Origin of the sequence: Mesorhizobium sp. BAC0120, assembly GCF_033542235.1 — a bacterium.
GTDB lineage: Bacteria > Pseudomonadota > Alphaproteobacteria > Rhizobiales > Rhizobiaceae > JAWRCU01.
Window position 1 is genome coordinate 35,043 of the sequence record NZ_JAWRCU010000007.1, and the last position, 17,246, is coordinate 52,288.

Genomic DNA, 17,246 nt, shown 5'->3' on the forward strand with positions numbered 1-17,246 from the left:
GTTCAACCCTCCTGCTTTTTCAGGAGAAGCGCGCTCAGGCCAAGCAGCACCGGAATCGCAATCAGCAACGGCAGAAATTCACGCGACAAGTCGCTGAAATCGAGCGCCTTCGAGAAGGTGCCGCGCGCGATCGTCACGAAGTAGGTCGTCGGATAGATCTTGCCGAAAAGTGCGCCCGCGCCCTGCAGGGAAGAAACCGGATCGATGATTCCCGAATACTGGACGGCGGGGATGAGGGTGATGAGCGCAGTGCCGAAGATTGCGGCGATCTGGCTGCTCATGAATGTCGACAAGAGCAGCCCAATGCCCGTCGTGGCAATGACGTAGAGAAACGCTGCTGCGGAGAGCGTGAGAAAGCTGCCGGTGAACGGCACGCGGAAGATGAAGACAGCGATGGCCACCATCGTGAAAAAGTTCAGCATCGCGAGCGCAACATAGGGAAGCTGCTTGCCGAGCAGGAATTCAAGGCGGGTGACCGGGGTCACGTAGAAATTGGTGATCGATCCCAGCTCCTTCTCGCGGACGACGCTCAGAACCGCGAGCATGGCCGGGATCATCAACAGGAGCAGCGGGATGACTGCCGGCACCATTGCCACGAGGCTTTGGACATCCGGATTGTAGCGAAAGCGGGTTTCGAGCTGGAAATCCCCGACGGTTGCGGCGTTGCCGTAGAGCTGGCGCGCCTTCTGCGTCAGCCAGGCGGCATGCATCCCTTGTACGTAGCCTCGTACGGTCTCTGCGCGGCTGGGCATGGCGCCGTCTATCCACGCGCCGATCTCGACGCTATGGCCGCGGAAGACGTCCCGCCCGAAACCCGGTGGAATCTCGATGGCAAGCGAAAGCTCGCCGCTCCGCATGCGCCGGTCGAGGTCGGCATAGTCGATGATTGGCGCCTTTTCTGTGAAATAGCGCGAGCCGGCGATCTGGAGCGCGTAGTCGCGACTGATCGTCGTGTCATCGCGGTCGAGAACCGCGAAGGAGAGGTTCTCGACGTCCATGTTGATGCCGTAGCCGATGACGAACATCAAAATGACGCTGCCGACGATGGCAAGGGTTGCGCGGATAGGGTCCCTCTGCAGCTCCAGTGCCTCCCGAAGCGAATAGGCGGACATCCGGCGAAAGAAGCCTCTGACCTTGCTCTGCGTGACGGCTTGTGGCCCAGGCTGGGCAAATTCGATCGGAGGTTTCGGCTCTATGATCGATGTCTTGCCGCCTTGCCCGATGGCGTCCTCCAGATAGGCGATGAAAGCCTCTTCGAGCGTGGCGGCGGAACGCTTGGCCATGATTGCGGGGGGCGTATCGCTGACGAGCACCTTGCCTGCATGCATGAGCGAAATGCGGTCGCAAAGCTCCGCCTCGTTCATGAAGTGTGTTGAGACGAAGATCGTCACATTGTCCTTGCGGGAGAGGTCTGACAGAAATTGCCAGAACCCGTCACGCGCGACGGGATCGACCCCCGACGTCGGCTCGTCGAGAATGAGAATGTCAGGCGAATGGATCACTGCCACCGCGAGTGACAGGCGCTGCCGGATACCAAGCGGCAGGGCGTCCGGGAGCACATCCATCACGCCGGCAAGATCAAATCGTCGAGCCATTTCTTCGACGCGTGGGGGGATTGCTTCGGAATCCATCCGGAACAAACGGGCGTGAAGCTCAAGGTTCTGACGCACCGTCAATTCCGTATATAGCGAGAAGGCCTGCGACATGTATCCAACCCGCCGTCGTACATCGATGTCGTTAGGGTCCACCTCCCGGCCGAACAGGCGCGCCGTGCCTTCGCTCGCGGGCAGAAGACCGGTCAGCATCTTCATGGTGGTCGTCTTGCCGCAGCCATTCGAGCCGAGGAAGCCGAATATCTCACCCCGGCCGATGCGAAAGCTCACATGATCGACGGCGGTGAAGTCGCCAAACCGCATGGTGAGATGTTCGGCCTCGATGGCGACCTCGCCCTGATCTGCCGACAGGCGAGGGGGGATGACAACTTCGGTGTGGCCCTCACGCTTTTCTTCGGGAAGCAGTTCTATGAAGGCGGCGTCGAGGGTGGGCGCTCCTGTCTTTTCCCGCAAGCTTGCGGGCGAGCCAGTTGCGAGCACTCGGCCCGCATCCATTGCCACCAGCCAGTCAAAGCGCTCTGCTTCCTCCATATAGGCGGTGGCCACGATGACGCTCATGCCTGTGCGATTGCCGCGGATCTCGTCGATCAACTCCCAAAATTGGCGTCGCGACAGCGGATCGACGCCGGTTGTAGGCTCATCGAGGATCAGGAGATCGGGATCGTGGATCAGGGAGCAGCACAGGCCGAGCTTCTGCTTCATCCCTCCCGAGAGCTTGCCGGCCGGCCGGTCCACAAAGGGAGCAAGCCCCGTGCTTTCTACGAGCTCGGCGATGCGCCGTTTGCGCTCTCGCGCGTCATGCCCGAACAGGCGCCCGAAGAAGTCGATGTTCTCGAATACGGATAGCGTCGGATAGAGGTTCTTGCCCAGCCCCTGCGGCATGTAGGCGATTTTTGGGTAGATAAGGTTTCGGTGCATGCTGTCGGCACTGTCACCGCCGAGCACCTCGATTTGCCCCTCCTGGACGATGTGCGCTCCGGCAATCAGCGACAACAGGCTGGACTTGCCCACGCCGTCAGGGCCGATCAGGCCGACCATGCAGCCCGAGGGCATGTCGAGGGTGAGCCCGTCCAGCGCCCGTGTTCTCCCATAGGAGAGCCCCACTGCGTTCAGGCGCACCACGGGCGCAGAAGTGACGGACCGGCCCTCGGTGGGACGGTCGTTCATTGCACGAGCGTCCCCTGGAGGTTCGCCGGCCATTCGGCATTGGGATCAATCCGGACATAGGCCATGCCCGGCAGGCCGGTCTTGACCTGCTCGATGTGTTTGCGCAGCAGCTCGGGAGCTATCTGCGCCTTGACCCTGAACATGAGCTTCTGGCGCTCTTCCTCGGTCTCGACGGTCTTCGGCGTAAACTGGGCGACGTCGGAGACAAAGGTCACCTTGGCGGGAACGACATATTGCGGGGCCGCGTCGAGCACGAGGCGGACTTCGGACCCGATCGCGACGCGGCCCGCCTGCGCAGTAGGAAGGAAGAACGTCATGTAGACTTCCTCGAGATTGACCAGGTTCAGAACCCGCCCTCCTGCAGCCAGAACCTCGCCGGGCTGCGCAACGCGATATTGAACGCGACCGTTCCGCGGCGATCTCAAGGTGCTGTCGTTGATATCAGCCTTGATGCTTTCTATGGCTGCCCTGGCTGCGTCGACCGCTGCTTGCGCGTCGACGACCTGGGCCTGCGCGGTGCTGATCGCCGCGTCTGCCGCGGCGAGCTGAGCCTGGGCAGCCCCGACAGCCGCGGTGGCGGACGCGGCGCTTGCCCGATCATCATCAAGTACCTGTTGCGATATTGTCCTGGCCGCCGCGAGTTGCTGGGAGCGCGCGAGCCTTCTGGTAGCGGCATCGAGCGTTGCTTCATTTTGCGTGACGACGGCGGCAGCCGCTGTTCGTTCGGCCTCCCTCTGCTTCACAAGGCTTTTGTTGGCATCGACGTTGATGAGTGCCCGTTGCAGTTCCGCTTCAGCTTGGCGGGCCTTTGCCTCCAGCTGCTCGGTATCCATCTGGGCAATCACCTGGCCGGCCGTGACGAAGTCGCCTTCATTGACCAGGATGTCGCGAATCCTCCCTGCGACCTTCGTGGAGATGTCGATCTCGACAGCCTCGATACGGCCATTTCCGCTGGTAAACCCGGCCGGCAGACCGCCACGGCCATAGGCTTGCCATGCAATATAGCCGGCAATGGCTATGATTGCGGCGAGAGCAGCGAGTAACCATCCTCTACGGCGCGAAGTCATTGTCGCGAGTTCCTTCAAGCCTGCAGGCGTCGCAGCAACGCGCCCAGGCGCTCGCCAGGGTGTATCGATCTCAGATCGTCACGGCTCCGGTTCGGCGGTCGGTCCGTGACGCTTGCTCGAATCTCGGTTGGGCTGCGGCCGAATTCACGTCGAAATGCGCGGCTGAATTCCGCCCCGTCGGTGAACCCGTGTTCCTCGGCGATATCGCAAATCCGCCGATGTTCACTTGGATCGGCGAGAACCGCGTAGGCATGCAGAAGCCGACGGTGCTGGATGTAATGCGTGACGCCGCCGGATGCTTCGAACAGCCGGTAGAGCCGTGAGCGCGATACTCTCAACTCCGTAAGCAATGCTGCCACGCCAAGATCAGGGTCGAACAGGCGATCCTGGACGAAGCGCCGCGCCCGCTCGAGCAGCACAGTCGCAAACGGTTCACGGGCTTCGTCAGCCGTGTCGGTAGACGGTGCGGCGCAGGCAAGTATCATGGCACGCGTAGCGCTCGCCATTCTGGGGACGTCGGTGCTGTCGAGCATAGGCAGCCGCCGAGCAAGGCTGACCATATAATCCGCGAAAAGCTGGCCCATTTGATGGTCGAGAACGGAAAACTCGATGGCATCAAGGATATGGATCGCATCGCGGAAGAAGTCGCGCGGCACAAAGAGCAGCAACAGCTCGGCGTCGGTAACAAATCCGTCGAAGGATCTGCCGAGCGTATGGACCTGCGCGGATCCGGCCGTGCAGTCGAATATGCTATAAGGGCCGACCGTCGTGACTTGCCCTTTCACAACAAGGCTCAAAACCCAGTGATCGATCGGCTGCCGCTGGACCGGAGCTGTGACACTGGCGAAGCCAAAGCCGTCGGTCCTGATCCGCGCGAAAGCGAGGTCGCCTAGATCCCACACATGCTGAATGGCGGCGAAACCTCCCTGCCGGTCGCGAGGCTCGATCACGCGCAGGATCGGCGCAAGACTGTTGCTCCAGGCCGTGAATTGCTCGCGGCGAGGGAGCTCAAGCGTCGAAAATTGAAAGGCTGGGATTGGCGATTTTTCGGGGCTTTTCGGCGGCGAATGGAGAGCCGCGCTGCGGCGCGGCCGGACGACCACACGCTCAATGGCCGTGACGGGCGACGTGGCTGACTGCGACGCTGGCAGCGACATCACTTCCTCAAGTGCCGACCCGCGCCCCCCTTAAATGCTAAACAAGCCAAAGATAGTTTCAAGTACCTCAACATCGAAGCGATCTGCGCTCAGTCCGCGTCGTCCACTTCTCGTTGTGATGTTCGCTGATCCGCTCCTTGGGCGTTTATCTTCGAAATAGAAACGCAGCGCATAGTCTTGGGATTCGCTGCTAAACTCATTCGCAAAGCTGCGCTGTAGACTTGTCCGTCAGGCGATGTGCCGGCTCGAAGCAAAACGCCGGGGGCATTGCTGTGCTGGATGCGGAGGTTTGTTATGGCGGCAAACGACGAAATTCCCCGCCCTCTGGTCAATAAGCTGAGCGGTCTCATTCTGATCATCGTAGGCTTTCTGCTGGCGACAGCGGGCTACAGATACGGGCATTCCTGGTACATCGGCGGCGGAATCGTTGCTCTCGTGGTGGGCCTGGTCCTGGTGGTGCGCAAGATCATGGAGCGCAATCGAAGCAGCGAGTTTCGATGAAGCGCCAATGCCGACAGGCCATCAGCCGTGGCTGTGGTTCCCGCACCACTTCTGAAGCCTGGTGAGCTTCCGGCACGCTGTCTATCACAGAAGAACGTTCCCTTGCCGGTCCGCAACCGTGTCCGGCAAGGAGGCGTCTGCTCCTCCGCGGGAAGGTCCATGCCAGTCCCGCGGCTTCTCCATCATGCTGCTACCTCCTGCTGCACCGCGCTTCGAAAACGCGGCCGTGCCGATCTCGGTAGAGACAATAGCCCGGGTGATCGCTCGCCGAGCCGATCAAGGTCCCGGCGACTGCGCCTGCAGTGCCGCCGATGATCGCATTTCGCACGTCGTTGCCGCCCGCCAGCGTTCCAAGCGCAGCGCCGCCGGCGCCGCCGATCACGGCGCCTTTCTCCGCGCCTGTGCACCCCGTCAGGACTGCAACGGTCGAAAGTGCAAAGATCAGCTTTTTCATTAAGTTCTCCTGGTAAATTTCAGTTCTGATGAAGGCTCGCCAGCTGCCAAGTTTGGGCCGGAGCAGGCAGTGGCCAATTCAGCGGCAGCGCCCGATATGGACGAGGCGGAACCCGTGCGCTCGCGCCAGGCAAGAATTGTCGAACGTAAGCGAGAGGTTGCCGCGCCGGGCGCAGACCGGGGCGAATTCGCGCGTGCAGGCAATCGGTTGGTTGGGGAGCGGTCCAACGCTTGCTCTGCACTGGCCGCGGTGCACGACCTGGAACCCCGACGCCCGAGCCAGGCAGGGATTGTCGAAGGTTCTCTGCTGGCCGCCGCGCCGGGCGCAGACCGGGGCGAATTCGCGTGTGCAGGCGACCGGAGGGCCGGGGACCGGCCTGCCGCTTACACTGCACTGTCCGCGATACATAAGCTGAAATCCTGACGCCCGAGCGAGGCATGAGTTGGTGAAGGTCCGCAGTTCGCTTCCCCGCCGGGCGCAGACGGGAGCGAACTCGTTGGTGCAGGCGTGCGCCCGCGCCGGGACCGGATGCTGCTCCACGGCCACCGTACATGCCGACGCGGTCACTAGGACCAAAACGAAAGCGAGGACCCGATGGACATCGCTCGACATCGAGTCACCTTCGCCTTTCCGGTGTCAATCTCAGGCTCGTATGAGCGTTCTTGCAACCCGGCCAGCAATACAAGGATGAGGCCGCCTAAAAGCCCTACCACTATGCTGCCGATGAGGATGGCTGGCGTCAGACCGACAACATTCCCGACAGGGCCGATGAATCGTCCCAGGCCCAGAACGCGTGTCGTGGGCCATTCAAGAATGAGGCCTCCGATGCCGCCGACCAAAGCGTTGATGACCCAGCCGAAGCTGTAGCTGCGGACCCAGCGGCCAAGCGCAATTCCGGCGACGGCACCAGACAGGAATTCGATGATCAGCAGCATGCCGCCGGCATGCCCGTCATGGCGCCTGGGTCGCTTCGTGCGTCGGTTCCTGCGTGGATGCCCGGCTGAGCGCCTCGCGCAGAACCTGTTCCTTGCTTTCGTCCAGCGACGTCTTCAGCACCGTGCCGCCATAGCCCTCGATCTCCTTCAGGACCTTGTCTGCCGTCATGTCCTGGATAAGCAGGAACAGCGCCCCTTTTCCCGGGTCGAGGTTGGCCGCCAGCTCCTTCATGAATGCATCGTTGATGCCAGCGTCGGTCAGCGCCCCAGCGATGGCGCCGGACGCGGCTCCCATGGCGACGCCGAGCAATGGATTGAGAAACAGAAGGCCGATGAGCAGCCCCCAGAAGCTGCCCTGCGCGGCGCCTGCTGCGGTGGTGTTGACGACCTGGTTGAGCTTGATCTTGCCGGCTTCGGTCTTGGTCGCGATCACGGCATCGCCGAGCTTGATAAGATACTCCTTCTGCAGGTCGAACAGCTTGCTCCGCACCTCTTCCGCTTTGGCCTCAGTGGGATAGACAATGACGATGAGACTGGACATGAACACCATCCGTGCCGAGTTGTCACGGCACTCTATCCTCCCATTCGCTGGAAGAAATTAGCTGAGAATCCCGTGGCCATGCTCTGCATCTCTTTGTGCGAGCAAAGCTGACCGCGGCGGCACGGGTGCTACCGTCCAGATCACCACGAGCCGAGCGAGTTCGTGGTGATCCGATGCGACAGGCAGAGGCCCCTCAGGGAAACGGGCTCGTGCCGGATGTTCAAATCCGTAGCTATTTCGCAAGTCCGCTCTTGATCTTGTCGACCTCAGCAGCGCTCATCTCGCCGACCGTCGTGACCTGGCCGTCCTTGATGCGCCAGAGCCGGAACGGGCCGGTGATGTCGCCGAACTGGTCGAAGCTGACCGGGCCGATCACCCCTTCATACTTGATCGGCTTGCCTTCCCCAATGAGGGCGAGCGCCTTCGCAAACTCGTCCTTGCCGGCGTAGATCTTTTCGCCGCCTTCGGCCACGACCTGAGGGATAGCCGCCTTGATCGCGCCTGCGTCGCCCTTGCCGGCCTTGGCCGTTGCCAGCGCAACGATTGCACCGGCATCATAGGAGCGGTCGGCGGCGGGCGCGTCCGGCTTGATGCCGGAGAAGGCTTCGTAGTTGGCGTTGAAATATTCGGTCGATTTCGTCGACGTCGTGCCGGACGACGTGCCGAAAGCGTCATTGAGATATTGCGGGCCGACAGCATCGATGAAGTCGGACGAGTTCATCCCGTCGTTGAGCAGGAACTTGGCCGGCCCGCCGCCCGAAATCCAGGCACGCGCGATGGTCGCGCCGTCGACGGGGTAGCTGACGAGGTAGAGAGCTTCCGGCTCGCCGGCCATGGCGGCGCTCGCCTCTGCAGAGTAGCTAGCCTGCTTCTCGTTGTAAGGCGTGGTCGAGGTGATGGTGCCACCGAGCTTGGTGTAGGCGGCTGCAAACTCCTTGACCATGTTAACGCCGAAGTCGTTGTTGACGTGGATGATGGCGATCTTCTTCATCCCCTGGTCGATGGCGTATTTGGCGGCGGCCGTGCCCTGCAGCGCGTCGGATGTGATGGTGCGGAAGAACACGCCGTTCGTCTTGCCCTGGCGGCCAAGCTCGGTGAGGGTAGGCGACGACGAGGCGGGCGAGACCTGCACCACGCCGGCGGGTGCGGTCACGGAGGTGAGGATCGGGATCGACACCGACGAGATGATGCCGCCGATGATCACCGGCACCTTCTTTATGTTGACGAGTTGCGTAGCCTGGTCGACTGCGACATTGCCCTGGCTCTGGCTGTCGCGCGTGTCGGTGACGAGCTTGCAGCCATTAGCGCCTCCGGCTTCGTTGAAATCGCGGAATGCCATCTCGACCGATTTCGCGCCGGCCTGCCCATAGGCGCCGGCGGGACCAGTCAGCTCCATGACGAGGCCGATCGTGATGTCGCAATCGGCAGCAAGCACCGGAGTGGCCGACAGGCCGACGATGCTGAAAAGCGTAGTGGCAAGCAGAAACTGTTTCATGACTGTTACTCCCCTTCTGGATTGGGCCGCTGCCGCGGCCATTGGCTACTCGACTTGCAAGCTGTCTCCCACAACGCGATGGGCTCAGGCTGCTCCCTTGTTGAGATTGTATTTCATGATCGAGCCGTGACGCCCCGTGCGGTCGCGCTCCAGCGCATATACATCGCCGTCCAGCTCGTTGGCTTCCTTCAGCGCGGCAGCAATCTCAGCTTCATCCTCTGCCGTGAGGGCCACGTTGGCTATCGCGAGGTTCGCGGCGAGGTGTGAACGGCTACGCGCTCCGACGATCACGGCCGCCACGCTCGGCCGCGTCAGCATGGCGGCGCTGGCGATTGTGGCGATATCGACGCCGTGCCGGTCGGCGACCCTGCGCAGCGCACCGAGCAACGACTGGAAGAGATCCCAGCCGCCGAGATCGTCGATGATGAGCTTGTATTTGACCAGCGAGCGGTTCTCCAAAGCACCGATCGGCTCCGGCGCACCGAGCCACTTGTCGCCGAGGAAACCGCCCGCCACGGTGCCGTAGCAGAGCAGCGCAATGTTATTCTCGGCCGCGGCCTGAGCCATACGCTTCTCGGGGCGGCGGTCGAGCAGCGAATATTGCACCTGCAGGGAGGTGAGCGGCACGCCCGCCTTAACGATCTCGATCACGTGATCGGTATCGAAATTGGTGCCGCTCACCTTGTCGATCTTGCCGGAACGGCGCAGGTCGTCGAGCCACTGGGCCGTCTCGAGCCAGCGTGGCACCTCGTAATCCCACCAGTGGAATTGCACGAGATCGAGCCGCTCCATGTGCAGTCGCCTGAGCGACTGGTCGATGACGCTTTCGACGTGAGCTTTGCTGATGCGCGCCAGCACCTCGAGGTCTGGCACGAATTTGGTGTGCACCTTGATCTTGCCGAGAGCTTCACTGCCGCGCAGCCCGGCATAATGCTGCCGGAAGCGACCGATCAGCTCCTCGACGCCGGTATAGATATCTGCGCAGTCGAAGGTGGTGATGCCTGCGTCCGCAAAGACCACCATATCGGCGACAGGGTCGCTGCTGGCAAGCGTGCCATGCCCGCTCGCCATCTGCCAGCCGCCGCGTATGACGCGCGAGATTTCGTAGTCGGGAGCGAGCCGGATTCGCTGCATTGTGGTTTCAGTCTCCATCGAGCGGCACTGCCGTGGTCTGCGCATGGCTGAAGCGGCGCAGACCGAGCCGTGTAATGCGCAGGCGCGAGGAGCAGTTGGGATCGGGACAGGCGACCTCGGCATCCGTGGTCATCCAGTCGTTCCTGTGTGTCGGCCGCTGCTTGGCGGCGAGCAGCGGCAGCACAGAGGCCAGCGAGTATATCGAGATACCCTGGCCCGGTGGAAGATGGAGCATCTCCCCGCGCAGCTCGAAGTAGTCGCCCACCTTCGCCCCGCAATAGATCGGGCCGCCTTCGGGTGCGACGACTTCCGCGCGCAGGTCGAAGAGTTCGAAACTGTCGTCCTTCTTCTCAACCATAGGCTGCCGTCCTTTCGCCAGCGTCCTCAGCGTCGAGCTGTCCTCGGATAAGGTTGAAGGAACGGGCGATATCATCGGTCAGCGCCTTGACCGAAGCGGCCCCGTCGCCGCGCTCGAGCGCTTCGATCAACGCCCAATGATAGTGAGTGGCTGGAATGTCCCTTGCCTCGTCGTGCAGGCGAGCAGCGGCGCGAACATAGGGACCCGACTGCAGCCAAAGGCTCTCGACGATGGGGATCAGAACCGCCGAACGTGCGGCGCGATAGATATGGAAATGGAAGTCGTGGTTGAGCTCGGAGGCGCGCAGCGCGCGATCGGCTCGGCCGCCGAAGGCTGCGTCATATTCCTTCGTAAGCCGCCGCAACCGCTCGAAATCGCCTGGGGTCAGATTGGGAAGCGCGAGCATGACGATCTGGCCTTCGATCAGCCGGCGGGCGCGGGCGAGATCCTCGAGCCGCTCGCGCGTGATCAGCGGCACGCGCACCGAACGGTTAGGCAGCGCTTCCAGCGCCTGCTCGGAGACGAGCCGTCCGAGTGCCTCTCGCACCGGCATGGTACTAGTCTGCAAAGTTTCCGCCATCTCCTGGATGCGCAACGTCTCGCCGGCGTCGAACAGGCCATGGATGAGCGACCGGCGAAGCTCCGTATAGACGAGCCCGTGCAACGTCTCGCGCACCACCGGCGAGAGCACGCGGCGGCTCACGCCGTATGCTCCCGGCCAGACGCAATAAGCGCAGGGTTCAGTCTACTTTTTTCGCCCACGACGACTCTCCGTTGCCGCGACCGTTCTGCGAAAAAAAGTAACCTGTTCCCGGGAGCTCTTCCGTACTAGGAAGCATCGATGGCCACCTCCGAGCTTCAATTTTCTAGTTGCATTCGCTAAAGCTGTAAAGTTTGATCAAACATCACGTATCACCAGTCGGCAGGAGCCGGATGCAGCCTGCTGCAGAAACGCCGAACGGTTTGACGAGCGAGCCATTTCCGCTCATCGAGGCCCGCGAAGTCACTCGCGAGTTCGGCGGCCTGCGAGCCGTGGACGGCATGTCGATCGCGCTCAACCGCGGTGAGATGCTGGGCCTGATCGGCCCCAACGGGGCCGGCAAGACGACGCTCTTCAACCTTATTGCCGGCAGCCTCCGGCCGACGGCCGGCATGATCCGGGTCGCTGGACATGACCTGTCGCGTCATGGGCCGGAAAAGCGGATTGCGCTCGGCGTCGGGCGCACCTTTCAGATCCCGCGACCATTTCCGGAAATGACGGTGCTGGAAAATGTGCTAACCGGCGGCCAGCGTCAGGCGGGCGAACGCATCTGGCTGAATTTCCTTGCGCCCGGCCGCGTGGCGGCGGAGGAAAGGGCGGCGCTCGAAAAGGCGCGCGCGCTGCTTGATTTCGTGACCTTGTCGCGCCTCGAACATGAGCCTGCGCGGGTTTTGTCGGGCGGCCAGCGCAAGCTGCTCGAGCTTGCGCGCATCCTGATGGCCGATCCCGAGGTGATCCTGCTCGACGAGCCGGCCGCGGGCGTCAATCCGACTTTGCTGGAGCTGATCATCGATCGCATTCTCGAACTTCACGCGAAGGGCAAGTCGATCCTGCTCATCGAGCACAATATGGAGATGGTGTCGCGGCTCTGCGGCCGCGTCGTCGTCATGGCGGCCGGACGCTATCTCACCGAGGGCGCGCCGGCGGAGGTGGCCCGAAATCCGGCTGTGATCGACGCCTATCTCGGCGGGGCGGCGTGATGGCTGATCCAAGCAGCAATGTTCTTTCCGTGCGGGCGCTCGTCGCCGGCTACGAGCGTGACCTGCCGATCGTGCGCGGCGTCGATTTTTCCGTGTCGAGCGGCGAGTTTGTCGTCATCCTTGGCCCGAACGGCGCCGGCAAGTCGACCTTCGTCAAGGCAATCGCCGGGCTGGTGCCGATCCATTCGGGCTCGGCAGCGCTCGGAAGCTTCGACATCACCAATGTCGCGGCGCATGACAAGATACGGCACGGCCTCGCCTTCGTGCCGCAGACCGAGAACATTTTCGCTACCCTCTCGATCAGCGACAATTTGCAGCTCGCGGCCGACATTCTGCCCAGAGGGCGACGCGGTACGCGCATTGCCGAGATCTACTCGATGTTCCCCGATCTCGCAGCGCGGCCTTCGCTGAGGGCGGGCCAGCTTTCCGGCGGCCAGCGCCAGATGCTGGCCGTGGCCCGGGCATTGGTCGTCGACCCATCCGTCCTGATCCTCGACGAGCCGTCGGCCGGACTGTCGCCGAAGATCGTGTCAGAAGTGTTCTCCAGGTTGAAGGCGATCAATCAGGCGAACGTGACCGTGGTCCTTGTCGAGCAGAATGTGAAGGCCGCACTCGCCATTGCAGACCGCGCCGTCATCCTGGTCGAGGGACGCGTGCGTCACGAGGGGCCGGCCGCGTCGCTTGCCGATGATCCGGTCGTTGCCGAGCTCTATCTCGGCGCCCGTCGCGAGGGGGAGGGGGCAAGGCCATGACCGCGCAGGTCATCATGGATGGCCTCGTCACCGGCTCGATGATCGGGCTCGGTGCGATCGGCGTCACGCTCACCTATTCGATCCTGCGCTTCGCCAATTTCGCGCATGGCGAATTCATCTCATGGGGCGCCTATTTCGCGCTCGCTGTCGTCGGTTTGCTCGGCGGGCTTTCAGGCGCATTGCTTGCGCCTATCGGGCCCTTCTCGTTCGGTTGGGCTCTGCCGATCGGGACAGTCGCGGCCGTGCTCCTTGCCGGTGCACTTGCGCTCGTGGTGGATGCACTGCTGTTCGGCCGGCTGCGCGCCAACCGCAGCACCGTCATCATCATGGTGATGGCGAGTTTCGGGGCTGCATTGTCGCTGCGCAGCCTGCTTGAATTCATCTTCACGTCGAAGCCGGTCTATTACACGAAGGCGCTGCAGATCGCGCTGCCGCTCGGCGGGGGCATCAGGGCGACGCCAGACCAGCTCCTGTCGCTGGCCGTATCTGCCGTGCTGGTCCTTGCCGTGCACATGCTGCTCACGCGAACCGCGATCGGCAGATCGATGCGGGCGGTCAGCGAAAATCCCGCTCTTGCCGGTGTGGTCGGTGTCGAGGTGCGCAAGGTGATCCGCACAGTCTGGCTCCTCGGCGCAGGGCTTGCCGCGATCGCCGGTGTGAGCGCCGGAGTGCTCGTGCAGATCAGGCCGCAGATGGGTCTGGATCTGCTCCTGCCTCTGTTCGCCTCCGCGATCCTCGGGGGTATCGGCAGCGTTCCGGGCGCCATGCTTGCAGGCCTGATCGTCGGACTCGCCGAAGCGATTGCGGTGCAGGCAATTGGCGCGGAATGGCGGGCAGCGGTCGCCTTCGCCATACTGGTCCTGGTGCTGCTCGTCCGCCCGCAGGGCCTGTTCGGGAGGGCGGAATGAGCGTCGAGCTGATCGCCTATGTCGCTTTCTTCCTGACCATGGCGCTGACCTACGCGATCATGTGCCTCGGCCTCAACGTGCAGTGGGGGCAGACCGGGCTCTTCAATGTCGGCGTCGCCGGCTTCGTGGCGATCGGCGCCTATGTCTCGGCGCTGCTCACCACGCCCGACACGCCAGACCGGCTAGGCGGCTTCGACATGCCGATCATGGTGGGCTGGCTCGGCGGCGCTCTCGCAGCGGCGCTTGTCTCCTTCCTGATCGGCGCGTTAACCGTGAGGCTCAGGGCGGATTATCTCGCCATCGCCACCTTCGGCGTGGCCGTGACGGTTCAGCTCGCCGCACTGAACCTCCAGTCTGTGACCGGCGGGCCATTCGGCATCGGCTTCATCCCCCGGCCATTCGCCGGGTCGGCCGGAAACCCTTTGGTCTTCAGCCTTGCCAATCTCGGCCTGCTCGTCGCCACCGTGGCAGTGCTATACCTTGGGCTTGAGCGGCTGCTGCGTAGCCCCTGGGGCAGGGTCCTGCGCGCCATCCGCGAGGACGAAGCCGCGGCCCGTGCGCTCGGCAAGAATGCGACAAAGTTCCGCCTGCAGGCCTTCGCGATCGGCGGCGGCATCATGGGGCTTGCGGGTGCCGCGCAGGCGCATTTCATCGGCTTCATCGCGCCGGACAATTACCTCCCGATGCTCACCTTCCAGGTCTGGGCGATGCTGATCGTCGGCGGCTCGGGTAACAATCGCGGCGCCATACTTGGCGCAGTTCTGGTCTGGGGCATCTGGGCCGCCTCTGCCGCCGCGATCTCGGCGCTGTTCCCGCCCGCCGAGCAGGCGCGCGCCGCTGCTCTGCAGATCGTCACGATCGGAGTCGCGCTCTGCGCAATCCTGCTGTTGCGCCCGCGCGGGATACTCGGAGAAGAGCGCGTGGTTTCGCGCCATATTGGCGGGGTGCCGATGAAGTCGGGCGCTGAACAGGAAATCAGTGAGGAGACCTCCCGTGCCGGAAACGCCTGATCGCATCGAACTCGCCGAAGGACTTTCGATCAGCCGCCTGGTCTCAGGCCTGTGGCAGGTGGCCGATATGGAGAAGGGCGGCACGAGGCTCGATCCCGAGCGAGGCGCGGATGCACTGCAGGACTATGCACGAGCAGGCTTCGACACATTCGACATGGCCGACCACTACGGCAGCGCCGAACTGATCACGGGGCGGTTGCTCGCGCGCCATGGGGGAGGGGGCAGACGACCGGTCGCCTTCACCAAATGGTGCCCGGAGCCCGGGCCGATGACGGCCGAGGTGGTGCGCAGGGGCGTCCGCGAGCGGCTCGAACGCCTTGGCGTCGAGAGAATCGATCTCCTGCAGTTCCACTGGTGGACCTTCGAGCACCCGGCCTGGCTCGACGCCCTGCATGAGATGAAGCGTCTGAAGGAAGAAGGGCTGATCGGCGCGATCGGAGTGACCAACTTCGACGCCGCGCATTTGCGCGTTGCGATAGCCGACGGGGTTCCGGTCCTGACCAACCAGGTCTCGTTCTCGCTGGTCGACCGCCGTGCGGCCGGTGACCTCTCGGCGCTCTGCCGCGAGACCGGCGTCAGGCTGCTGGCTTACGGAACGCTCTCAGGCGGCTTCCTTGCCGACAAATGGCTGGGCGCGCCCGAGCCCGCCGCGATCTCCGACTGGAGCCGCTCGAAATACAAGCGCTTCATCGACACCGCCGGCGGTTGGCAGGCATTTCAGGGCATATTGCGGGCAGCGGCCGAAATTGCGCGCAAGCACGGCGTTTCCATCTCCAATGTCGCGACGCGCTGGGTGCTGGAGCACGAGGCCGTCGCGGCCACGATCATTGGCGCCCGGCTCGGGGAGAGCGAGCATCGAAACGACAATCTCAAGGTCTTCGGCTTTGCACTCGATGTGGAGGACAAGGCGCGGCTCGACGAAGCTTTCGCGGCAACGAAGCCGATTCCCGGCGACTGCGGCGACGAGTATCGTCGCCCGCCTTATCTCACCGCCTCGGGCGACCTCAGCCACCACCTCGAGGCGATTCCGCCGGTCTTCAGGGCCGAGCCAGTGCCCGGCCGGCCCGACCGGTGGAGGGTTTCGTCGGGAAGCGTGTGGGAGCCGATTGCCGGCTATAGCCGCGCGGTGCGGGTCAAGGATACGATCCGCGTCTCCGGCACGACCGCGACACATGGGGGCGACCGTTGCGTCGCGCCCGGAGATGCAGGCGCGCAGACCACCTACATCCTCGACAAGATCGCAGCCTCCATCGCCGCGCTTGGCGGTTCTGTCGCGGATGTCGTGCGTACGCGCATCTATCTCGGCGACGCTTCGAAATGGGAACCCGTGTCGCGGGCGCATGGCCGCATGTTCGGCGACATCAAGCCGGCCAATACGCTGGTAGAGATCGGAAACCTGATCGGCGACTACGAGGTCGAGATCGAGGCCGAAGCGGTGGTGTCGTAAGGCATTCTGTCCTTAGGTTGGCGCTGCCCCTCACCCTCACCCTTACCCTTACCCCGCACGAACAGGACGATCGCGCATGGAGCGCGACGCCGACGACCCCCTCCCCACAAGGGGGAGGGGGGCACCGGCGCCGCGCCATATGCACGGAACAGCATAAGCGTGAGGGGCGGCGTCAACCAAAGGGATTAGAGCGACTACCGCCGCCGCTCCCGGCTACTTAGTTCGCTCTCAGCCACTGCCGGCCAATACCGGCTGCGGCCATCGTTGCAGCGCTTCGCGACCAGCATCGGTCAGCTCGTAAATGCCGCGGTCGACACGCGCGAACCAGCCATAGACATTGTGCAGCAGTATCTTGGGAGCGTTTGGTCTGCCCTGCTTCAGGTCGCGCGGCCGCCGCGGACCGCCCAAGAGTGCCGCAGCACAGGACAGCGCCTCCTGGCGATAGGCCGTCATGATCGGAGCCCGCGAGCCGCCGCCCGCGACCGGATCTCCCTGTCTGCGGCGATGCTCGTCGATCAGTCGCGAGCGCCGGCGCGGATCCCTGCGCGGCGCCAATGCAGTGGGGCTGAGGAGGACGTGAACCTGACCGTCTCCCGAAATGCCGAGCAGACCAAATCCCAGCCGACGGCAGAGGTTGCGGAAGCGCGCGTCGCTTTCGCGGCCTTTGCCGCGCGTCGACATGCTGGCCGCCAGCCAGACCTCGTCGCTGGCAGCCATCCGATCGACACCTTGCAGGACAAGCTCGAAATTGAATTTCAGCTTCAGCTCGCAGATCACGACGACAGGCGGGGAATCGTCGCTCAGCGCGAGCAGATCGCACCCGCCGATCTCGCCTTTGACGGCAAAGCCCAGCTTCTCGAGGAAGGTTTTGACGGGGTTGTAGAGGGAGGTTTCGAGCATCTTCCGCGCCCTGGCAGCGAATCTGGCAAGCTGTCCGACATATTCGCTGCCTTGCGTTGAACGACTG

18 protein-coding genes are annotated in these 17,246 nt (G+C 63.3%); 6 read left to right on the forward strand and 12 right to left on the reverse strand.

The window, feature by feature from the left end; genetic code table 11:
• Positions 1-2: 2 nt before the first annotated feature.
• The 3 genes from rbbA to SAZ10_RS17265 are packed head-to-tail and all read right to left on the reverse strand — an operon-like array spanning position 3 to position 5,004.
• Complete coding sequence (gene rbbA, locus SAZ10_RS17255; protein ID WP_318610569.1) at positions 3-2,780, reverse strand: ribosome-associated ATPase/putative transporter RbbA; 2,778 nt, start codon at positions 2,778-2,780, stop codon at positions 3-5.
• On the reverse strand, positions 2,777-3,847 hold the full coding sequence (locus SAZ10_RS17260; protein WP_318610570.1) for an HlyD family secretion protein: 1,071 nt from the start codon (positions 3,845-3,847) through the stop codon (positions 2,777-2,779). The genes rbbA and SAZ10_RS17260 overlap by 4 nt, the downstream gene beginning before the upstream one ends.
• A 14-nt stretch (positions 3,848-3,861) precedes the next feature.
• Positions 3,862-5,004, reverse strand: coding sequence for an AraC family transcriptional regulator (locus tag SAZ10_RS17265; RefSeq protein ID WP_318610572.1), 1,143 nt, complete (start codon positions 5,002-5,004; stop codon positions 3,862-3,864).
• Between the two features lie 294 nt (positions 5,005-5,298).
• Between SAZ10_RS17265 and SAZ10_RS17270 the strand changes: the two genes are divergently transcribed.
• Positions 5,299-5,505, forward strand: coding sequence for a hypothetical protein (locus SAZ10_RS17270; RefSeq protein ID WP_318610573.1), 207 nt, complete (start codon positions 5,299-5,301; stop codon positions 5,503-5,505).
• 190 nt (positions 5,506-5,695) lie between these two features.
• Here SAZ10_RS17270 and SAZ10_RS17275 read toward each other — a convergent pair whose 3' ends face one another.
• The 8 genes from SAZ10_RS17275 to SAZ10_RS17310 all read right to left on the reverse strand — a co-directional run bounded on the left by SAZ10_RS17275 (position 5,696) and on the right by SAZ10_RS17310 (position 11,125).
• Positions 5,696-5,959 (reverse strand): membrane lipoprotein lipid attachment site-containing protein, encoded by a 264-nt coding sequence (locus SAZ10_RS17275; protein ID WP_318610574.1) that lies wholly within the window; start codon positions 5,957-5,959, stop codon positions 5,696-5,698.
• A 78-nt stretch (positions 5,960-6,037) separates the two neighbouring features.
• Positions 6,038-6,571 carry a Kazal-type serine protease inhibitor domain-containing protein gene (locus SAZ10_RS17280; RefSeq protein ID WP_318610575.1) on the reverse strand — a complete coding sequence of 178 codons (534 nt, stop codon included), beginning with the start codon at positions 6,569-6,571 and terminating at the stop codon, positions 6,038-6,040.
• Positions 6,526-6,894, reverse strand: coding sequence for a hypothetical protein (locus SAZ10_RS17285; protein ID WP_318610577.1), 369 nt, complete (start codon positions 6,892-6,894; stop codon positions 6,526-6,528). The genes SAZ10_RS17280 and SAZ10_RS17285 overlap by 46 nt, the downstream gene beginning before the upstream one ends.
• Before the next feature lie 16 nt (positions 6,895-6,910).
• Positions 6,911-7,435 carry a DUF1269 domain-containing protein gene (locus tag SAZ10_RS17290; RefSeq protein WP_318610579.1) on the reverse strand — a complete coding sequence of 175 codons (525 nt, stop codon included), beginning with the start codon at positions 7,433-7,435 and terminating at the stop codon, positions 6,911-6,913.
• A gap of 232 nt (positions 7,436-7,667) precedes the next feature.
• Entirely contained in the window at positions 7,668-8,930 is a 1,263-nt protein-coding gene (locus SAZ10_RS17295; RefSeq protein WP_318610580.1) for an ABC transporter substrate-binding protein, read from the reverse strand.
• Positions 8,931-9,014: 84 nt separating this feature from the next.
• Complete coding sequence (locus tag SAZ10_RS17300) at positions 9,015-10,064, reverse strand: aldo/keto reductase (protein WP_318610581.1); 1,050 nt, start codon at positions 10,062-10,064, stop codon at positions 9,015-9,017.
• A gap of 7 nt (positions 10,065-10,071) precedes the next feature.
• Positions 10,072-10,422, reverse strand: coding sequence for a TIGR04076 family protein (locus SAZ10_RS17305; RefSeq protein ID WP_318610582.1), 351 nt, complete (start codon positions 10,420-10,422; stop codon positions 10,072-10,074).
• Positions 10,415-11,125: a GntR family transcriptional regulator gene (locus tag SAZ10_RS17310; RefSeq protein ID WP_318610583.1), complete on the reverse strand. Its 711-nt coding sequence runs from the start codon at positions 11,123-11,125 to the stop codon at positions 10,415-10,417. The genes SAZ10_RS17305 and SAZ10_RS17310 overlap by 8 nt, the downstream gene beginning before the upstream one ends.
• 230 nt (positions 11,126-11,355) lie before the next feature.
• On the opposite strand from SAZ10_RS17310, the gene SAZ10_RS17315 reads away from it, so the two are divergent.
• From SAZ10_RS17315 to SAZ10_RS17335, 5 genes are read left to right on the forward strand one after another with little or no spacing between them, the layout of a single operon-like run.
• Positions 11,356-12,162 (forward strand): ABC transporter ATP-binding protein, encoded by an 807-nt coding sequence (locus tag SAZ10_RS17315; RefSeq protein ID WP_318610584.1) that lies wholly within the window; start codon positions 11,356-11,358, stop codon positions 12,160-12,162.
• Positions 12,162-12,914, forward strand: a complete 753-nt coding sequence (locus SAZ10_RS17320) for an ABC transporter ATP-binding protein (RefSeq protein ID WP_318610585.1) — start codon at positions 12,162-12,164, stop codon at positions 12,912-12,914. Before SAZ10_RS17315 ends, SAZ10_RS17320 begins: the two co-directional genes overlap by 1 nt.
• A complete protein-coding gene (locus SAZ10_RS17325) occupies positions 12,911-13,822 on the forward strand; it encodes a branched-chain amino acid ABC transporter permease (protein WP_318610586.1) in 912 nt (303 codons plus the stop codon). The genes SAZ10_RS17320 and SAZ10_RS17325 overlap by 4 nt, the downstream gene beginning before the upstream one ends.
• On the forward strand, positions 13,819-14,832 hold the full coding sequence (locus SAZ10_RS17330) for a branched-chain amino acid ABC transporter permease (protein ID WP_318610588.1): 1,014 nt from the start codon (positions 13,819-13,821) through the stop codon (positions 14,830-14,832). The genes SAZ10_RS17325 and SAZ10_RS17330 overlap by 4 nt, the downstream gene beginning before the upstream one ends.
• Positions 14,816-16,279 carry an aldo/keto reductase gene (locus SAZ10_RS17335; protein WP_318610589.1) on the forward strand — a complete coding sequence of 488 codons (1,464 nt, stop codon included), beginning with the start codon at positions 14,816-14,818 and terminating at the stop codon, positions 16,277-16,279. Before SAZ10_RS17330 ends, SAZ10_RS17335 begins: the two co-directional genes overlap by 17 nt.
• Before the next feature lie 228 nt (positions 16,280-16,507).
• Here the strand turns inward: SAZ10_RS17335 and SAZ10_RS17340 are convergent, their stop codons facing one another.
• Positions 16,508-17,179 (reverse strand): DUF2161 domain-containing phosphodiesterase, encoded by a 672-nt coding sequence (locus SAZ10_RS17340; protein ID WP_318610590.1) that lies wholly within the window; start codon positions 17,177-17,179, stop codon positions 16,508-16,510.
• Between the last annotated feature and the right edge of the window lie 67 nt (positions 17,180-17,246).

Coding starts and splice junctions, on each gene's coding strand:
- SAZ10_RS17330 (WP_318610588.1), top strand. CDS start 13,819: ATGAGCGTCGAGCTGATCGCCTATGTCGCTTTCTTCCTGACCATGGCG.
- SAZ10_RS17270 (WP_318610573.1), top strand. CDS start 5,299: ATGGCGGCAAACGACGAAATTCCCCGCCCTCTGGTCAATAAGCTGAGC.
- SAZ10_RS17340 (WP_318610590.1), bottom strand. CDS start 17,179: ATGCTCGAAACCTCCCTCTACAACCCCGTCAAAACCTTCCTCGAGAAG.
- SAZ10_RS17305 (WP_318610582.1), bottom strand. CDS start 10,422: ATGGTTGAGAAGAAGGACGACAGTTTCGAACTCTTCGACCTGCGCGCG.
- SAZ10_RS17285 (WP_318610577.1), bottom strand. CDS start 6,894: ATGCTGCTGATCATCGAATTCCTGTCTGGTGCCGTCGCCGGAATTGCG.
- SAZ10_RS17280 (WP_318610575.1), bottom strand. CDS start 6,571: ATGTCGAGCGATGTCCATCGGGTCCTCGCTTTCGTTTTGGTCCTAGTG.
- SAZ10_RS17265 (WP_318610572.1), bottom strand. CDS start 5,004: ATGTCGCTGCCAGCGTCGCAGTCAGCCACGTCGCCCGTCACGGCCATT.
- SAZ10_RS17315 (WP_318610584.1), top strand. CDS start 11,356: ATGCAGCCTGCTGCAGAAACGCCGAACGGTTTGACGAGCGAGCCATTT.
- SAZ10_RS17320 (WP_318610585.1), top strand. CDS start 12,162: ATGGCTGATCCAAGCAGCAATGTTCTTTCCGTGCGGGCGCTCGTCGCC.
- SAZ10_RS17290 (WP_318610579.1), bottom strand. CDS start 7,435: ATGTCCAGTCTCATCGTCATTGTCTATCCCACTGAGGCCAAAGCGGAA.
- SAZ10_RS17260 (WP_318610570.1), bottom strand. CDS start 3,847: ATGACTTCGCGCCGTAGAGGATGGTTACTCGCTGCTCTCGCCGCAATC.
- SAZ10_RS17275 (WP_318610574.1), bottom strand. CDS start 5,959: ATGAAAAAGCTGATCTTTGCACTTTCGACCGTTGCAGTCCTGACGGGG.
- SAZ10_RS17295 (WP_318610580.1), bottom strand. CDS start 8,930: ATGAAACAGTTTCTGCTTGCCACTACGCTTTTCAGCATCGTCGGCCTG.
- SAZ10_RS17300 (WP_318610581.1), bottom strand. CDS start 10,064: ATGCAGCGAATCCGGCTCGCTCCCGACTACGAAATCTCGCGCGTCATA.
- rbbA (WP_318610569.1), bottom strand. CDS start 2,780: ATGAACGACCGTCCCACCGAGGGCCGGTCCGTCACTTCTGCGCCCGTG.
- SAZ10_RS17325 (WP_318610586.1), top strand. CDS start 12,911: ATGACCGCGCAGGTCATCATGGATGGCCTCGTCACCGGCTCGATGATC.